The organism is Paracidovorax wautersii, from assembly GCF_900113035.1.
Lineage (GTDB): Bacteria > Pseudomonadota > Gammaproteobacteria > Burkholderiales > Burkholderiaceae_C > Paracidovorax > Paracidovorax wautersii.
Genome location: NZ_FONX01000040.1, coordinates 1 through 5,423, shown reverse-complemented (window position 1 = coordinate 5,423; position 5,423 = coordinate 1). Strand labels below are relative to the sequence as shown.

At 61.9% G+C, this 5,423-nt stretch carries 5 protein-coding genes; 4 read left to right on the top strand and 1 reads right to left on the bottom strand.

Features of this window, described 5'->3' with window-relative positions:
- Positions 1-162: 162 nt before the first annotated feature.
- The 3 genes from BM070_RS23700 to BM070_RS23690 are packed head-to-tail and all read left to right on the top strand — an operon-like array spanning position 163 to position 4,096.
- A complete protein-coding gene (locus tag BM070_RS23700; protein ID WP_092942800.1) occupies positions 163-2,265 on the top strand; it encodes a DNA cytosine methyltransferase in 2,103 nt (700 codons plus the stop codon).
- 2 nt (positions 2,266-2,267) lie between these two features.
- Complete coding sequence (locus tag BM070_RS23695) at positions 2,268-3,800, top strand: ADP-ribosyltransferase-containing protein (RefSeq protein WP_139222992.1); 1,533 nt, start codon at positions 2,268-2,270, stop codon at positions 3,798-3,800.
- Between the two features lie 38 nt (positions 3,801-3,838).
- Entirely contained in the window at positions 3,839-4,096 is a 258-nt protein-coding gene (locus BM070_RS23690; protein WP_092942794.1) for a hypothetical protein, read from the top strand.
- A 15-nt stretch (positions 4,097-4,111) separates the two neighbouring features.
- Here the strand turns inward: BM070_RS23690 and BM070_RS23685 are convergent, their stop codons facing one another.
- Complete coding sequence (locus BM070_RS23685) at positions 4,112-5,107, bottom strand: hypothetical protein (protein ID WP_092942791.1); 996 nt, start codon at positions 5,105-5,107, stop codon at positions 4,112-4,114.
- Positions 5,108-5,162: 55 nt separating this feature from the next.
- Between BM070_RS23685 and BM070_RS23680 the strand changes: the two genes are divergently transcribed.
- The coding region (locus BM070_RS23680) for a GIY-YIG nuclease family protein (RefSeq protein WP_139222991.1) at positions 5,163-5,423 on the top strand (261 nt) is incomplete at its 3' end.

The following is a 5,423-nucleotide window of genomic DNA, read 5'->3' as shown; positions in this document are numbered from 1 at the left end:
GCAACTGGATCGCCCTGAGCATGCCCCTGTGGTCGAGCAGGCGCTGCAGGAGGCCCTGCAAGGTGCCGTGCCGGCACCACAGCAGGGGAGGGTGGAGGATTCCGCTGAAATCGCTTCAGGGGCGGCGGGCGCCCCGGCAATTGGCTACTGAGGGAGAAGAACATGGATGCATTCGTCAAGAAGATCGGCCGCCATCGGGGCAAACCCCGCGTCTACTTTGACTCGCTCCAACTCGTGAGGGCCGGGTTCTCGCCGGGCGAGCAGTTCGAAGTCGATGTGGACGGCCAGCGTGTGACGATCACGAAGAAGAGCGACGGATCACGTGTGGTGTCGTCGAAGAACAAAAACGGAAAGGTGTTGCCCGTCATCGACATCAACAGCGAGAAGCTGCTGTCGATCTTTGAGGGCATGGAGTCGATCCGCGTGGTTTTCACCGACAAGGCGGTCTATCTGTTGCCGATGGCATCGGAGGTCAAGCGCGTGGGCCGCCTCGCTCGCCTACGTGAGAAGCTGGCCGAGGGCAAGCCGCTGCAGGTGGCGAGCCTTTCGCACGGCGGCGGCATCCTCTCGCATGCGATCCATCAGGGGCTCAAGGATGCGGGGCTCGACGCGAGTCTGGCCGTGGCCAACGAGATCCGCGAAGACCTCCTCATGCACAGCATCGAGGCCAACGATCTTTGGAACGATAAGACGATGGGCCTGGGGATGCCGATGCAGGAGTTGATGCAGGACGACTGGCTTCTGTCGAAGCTGCCTTACTGCGACATTCTGGAAGGGGGCATCCCCTGTAGCGCGGCTTCTACGGCAGGGCGGGCTCGCAAGGGCCTTGGTATGATGGAAGATGACGCGGACGTTGGTCACCTGGTAGTGCCCACGCTCAGCCTTATTGGTCGCCTGCAACCTGCGCTGGTCGTGATCGAAAACGTGGTCCCATACCGGGCTTCGGCGAGCGCTAACCTGCTTCGCTATACCCTCCGTGACATGGGATACGACACCCATGAGGCGGTCATCAAGGGCAAGGGCTTTGGCTGTCTTGAAGATCGCGTTCGGTGGTGCTTTGTGGCGGTCACTCGTGGCCTTTCCTTTGACTTCCACGACATCGAGCCTGCCCCTTCCGAAGTGCGGCGGCTTGGCGAGTTCATGGACAACGATATCGGGCCAGACGACCCTGCATGGCGTACGTTCTCCTATCTGGAGACCAAACGGGCGCGCGACGAGGAGAAGGGGAATCGCTTCCTTCCGCAAGTGGTCACACCTGATTCGACGTCTGTTCCCGTCATGCGTAAGGGAATGTGGCGCGGTGGTTCATCGGACCCACGCATCGCCCATCCTACAGACCCCAGCCTGAGTCGCTTGATAACCGTTGGGGAGCATGGCCGGATCAAGGGCGTCCCCGAGCACATCTACGAGGGCTTGAGCGCGGTCATGGGCCATGAGATGCTGGGCCAGGCTGTGGCCTATGAGCCCTTCCGTGCTGTCGGTGAGCGCATTGGCCAATGCCTGCAGGACTTCGGAGTTGCCGGTGCATTCGGCATGTCCACGCCCGAGGCCGTGCGCGAAGCGATCTCGCAAGTGGTTCAGGTGTCTCCGATCGACCTGCAGGAGGGCATCGGGAAGGTCATCGTGACCACGCGCGCAGAACTGGTGGGCCAGGGCGTCGATACGAGCCCACTGGCAGGGACTCGGGCCAAGTCTTTCACCGACCCAAATACCGGAACGACCGTGCTGCTGGCCGATCGCATTCCAGCCGGCAGGGAGGGTGCGATCTTCCTGCAGGAAATGATCCGGCGACACGGCCGGGATGCTCTGGGAGGTGAACAGTACAGCCGCCTGGTGGACCAGGTGAAGGCGTGGGTGGATCGCCCAGATGGGGCCTTGGAGCGCCAGGTGCACGATGCGGCCGCGGCGCGCGTCGCGCGGGCAGGGGCGATCGACGCGCTGGCTGACGATGAGCTGTTCGCCTTCGCCGTGGAAGAAGCGGTTGCCAGGGGCGTGAGGCCCACCGCTGCAGCCCTCGAAGGAAGCGCCCAGCACTGGTTGGGAGAGGTCGAGGCATCGGTGCGTCGCGTGGGCGAGAAGCTCGCCGGCAACGACCTGGCGCAGCTCGATGGCCAGGATCTGGTGGACCTGGCGTACGCGCTCGCACAACTGGATTCTCAGGAGCACATCCGCGATGTGGTGATGCCGTCTGTCGGGCACGGAGAGGGCCAGGATGCCGCGCCCCGGGCCGTTCCCGTGGATACTGTCCCGGACCTCGGACGTTGATCGTGGAACGACTTCCCGTCAAGCTGTATCACGGGTCTGCATCGCCGATCGATCACTTCTCGCTGGAGCACCTGGGGTCCAACAGTGGCCACGACGGCGCCGGTTTGGGCGTGTACCTGACATCCAAGCCGGAGCTGGCCAGCCAATACGCTGACATGGCCTGCCGCCTTGGTGGGGACGGCCAGGTTGTATACCCCGTATGGGCCCGGCTTCAGAACCCCTATCGGTACGACACGGCCTCGGCCTTCTACTCAGATGCAGCGGAACGTGCTGGCCTTGAGACCGCGTGGCGTGAGGTCCTGATGAAGGCGGGCTTCGACGGCATCGTGGTCAGGTCAGACTATGAAGAGGTGGTCGTCTTCGATCCTGCCGTGATCGAGTTCGACCTGACAATCGACGTACGGGGGCAGGTAGCCATGTTCAAGCCAGCAACTGCAGAAGAATTTCAGTCCTGGTTCGCGGGATCAGCCGTCGTCCGTCCCGATGGGCAGCCGCTGATGGTGCACCACGGCACAACGGTAGTGAAAGTGGTGCCCGGTGAGACGCGCCCTGGCGATGCGAAGGCGACTGCCGAATTGCAGGCGCTGGCAGACCAGCATGGAATTCCAGAGGCCAATGACGTGCCAGTCATCCTTGAGCGTTGGGTCGCCATGGGTATGGCCGCCAACCGCGGGGTGTCGCCCGAGGACGCTGTGCGGGCCCGGGCGCTTCTGGAAAAAAGCAGGCCGCGCGTCACGAGGCCGTCAGAGGCGCTGGGTTTCGATGCATTCGAGCTGCCCGCTGGCGACAAGGAGCTTGGCGCGCATTTCGGCACGCGGACCCATGCGTCAGGGTTCGGCAACGTGTTCGACTTCTACCTGCGCATCGGCAACCCCCTGCGCTTGCCGGATCTGGGGACATGGCATTACCAGAGCGTCATGCGCGAGGTGCGCAGGCAGGGCGTGAGCCTTTCTGAAGACGAGTACACGGTAGTCTTCAACGCGCGAGACAACAACGCAGCTCTTCGCGAGCTGCTGCTTTCCAAGGGGTTCGATGGTGTCGTGTATGCCAACGAGGCCGAAGGGAGTGGGGATAGCTTCATCGTGTTTCGAGCAGACCAGGTGGTGGCTGCCGTGGACGTCGATGCGTCATGGGTCCAGGTGCCTGGCGATGTCGCAGTCACGTGGGCCGCGGACCGCCTGCTGAAGCAGGTTGGGTTGGAGATCCTGTCTGATGCGGATATCGCGAGCTACAGCGCGCATCGGTTTGACGACATGGCGATGCGCCCCGGCGTGGATCTGGCGCAGCTGCAGTGGACGTCATATGCGGGATACCTGCAGAAGCACTTCTACGTGCGAGATCCTGAGCAGGTGGAGGCAGGCCTTCTTCGGACCGCCTACTACTACCCCAATGGCGCCGAAGGCGACCACGGGGCGCCTCGGCTCATCATCGTGGACGACAGTGATCGGGAACTCGATTCGATCTGCGGTGATCGATCCGCTGCCCCTCGGGAGGCCTCCCTACAAGCGGCTATGCTTGATTTGCCATCGCCGTGATGGCATTCATCATCATCTGACGCAGAGGGGTCCCAATTATGGCTATCACGAAGCGGCGCCGCTTCAAGACGGAACTGAGCAAGGCACGCGGCCGGCTTGCGAAGGCGAAGGGGCAAAAAGATTCTGGACTCCTGAAGATTTGGCAGGACAAGCTGAATGTGCTCGTGCGGCAGCTGAAGATCCAGCAGGAACGTCCCGAACGGCGGAAGGCTCTGGATGAAAAGGCGGTCCTTGATGCCGCCATGGCTCCTGCTCAGCCGCCTACCAGGCCAGGCAAGAGCCACGGCGGTCTGTAGGCCAAAGGGCGCTGTTTACGGCAGTGCCTTGTGGGGGACCAGCAGCTTGAGCAGCTGGCTGTTGTCCAGGCGCCCTTGCTGCAGGTATTTCAGAAGGGCGTCACGGGTCGCCGTGGCTGCGCCTAACGCCCGATCAACTTGCTCCCCCGCAGCCGCGAGGCTACTGGCAGCTGATTCGAGATGTTGCTTGATCTGGGATGCCAGCTGCAGATCCGCGCAGAGCTTGCTTACCAGCGTATTGAGCACCTCGCTGTCGATCGGGACCTTGCGCTTGGCCAGCACCTTTTCCCTGGCCAACTCGTACGCAATGAGCAGGCTGCGGAAATCACCGCGGACGATGTCCACCAGGGCAATGAACCCCACACCGTCGATGTAGCGCACCGAGTCCGTGAAGGCGCCGATGGTCCGATCGGCACTGTCTGCGCTGAATACCATGATCGCCTCATCGGCTTGTCTGTTGGCTTTGGCTTCGATCAGCTGAGACCAGGCTGTGTCGCTCTTGCCTCGGGTGAGGCCGTCAGCTGCCGGATTGCCCAGCCGGATCGACTTGTCGAGCTTGCATTCGACGACGATTACTGGGGCATCTTCACCATCACCGACCGTGACGACGATATCGCCTGTCTTGTTTCCCTTGATCGCGCCTGCCGTGCGGCCGACCAGCTGCACCTCATCCTTGATTTGTCGCACTTCTGTGAAGGTGACCATGGCGTTGGCCACCGACGTCTCGCCCTCTTCGCCCTTGACGGGCGCGGACTGGCGGCGCATCTGATTGGTGACGAACAAGGATTTCAGCGCCTCCAGGTGGACGCCAAGCTCGCTCTCGGTGCTGGCCAGGAAGGCCGCGATTTTGTCGTGCCGCAGCGCCATCACGCCGATGGCCAGCGCGCGCTCCAGTGCCGCGTCTCGCTGCGACTCGGGGAGCCCTGAGAAAAAGTCGATGACCAAGGGATTGGTGTTGGTGAAAGCAGGGATGGAAACCGCAGTGTCGGATTCGATGATTCGGATAGGCATGACGAAATTCTATTTCGAATCTCAAAAAAAGCAATAACATGGTATAGTGGATTGCATGTTGTCGCCGAAACACATTGGCTGGTGCGTTTACCTGCTGCTCTGTGCAGATGGTTCTTTCTACGCTGGCATTACCAATGACCTGGAAAAGCGGGTTGTCGCGCATGCCAAGGGAAAAGGCGCGCGGTACACCCGTGCCAAGAAGCCCGTTGCGGTGGCCGCGTTCAAGTCATTTCCTGATCGCTCTACCGCGTCGAAGGCTGAATACAGCCTCAAGCAGCTGCCTCGCGCGAAGAAATGCGCGTTTCTCGGTGGATGC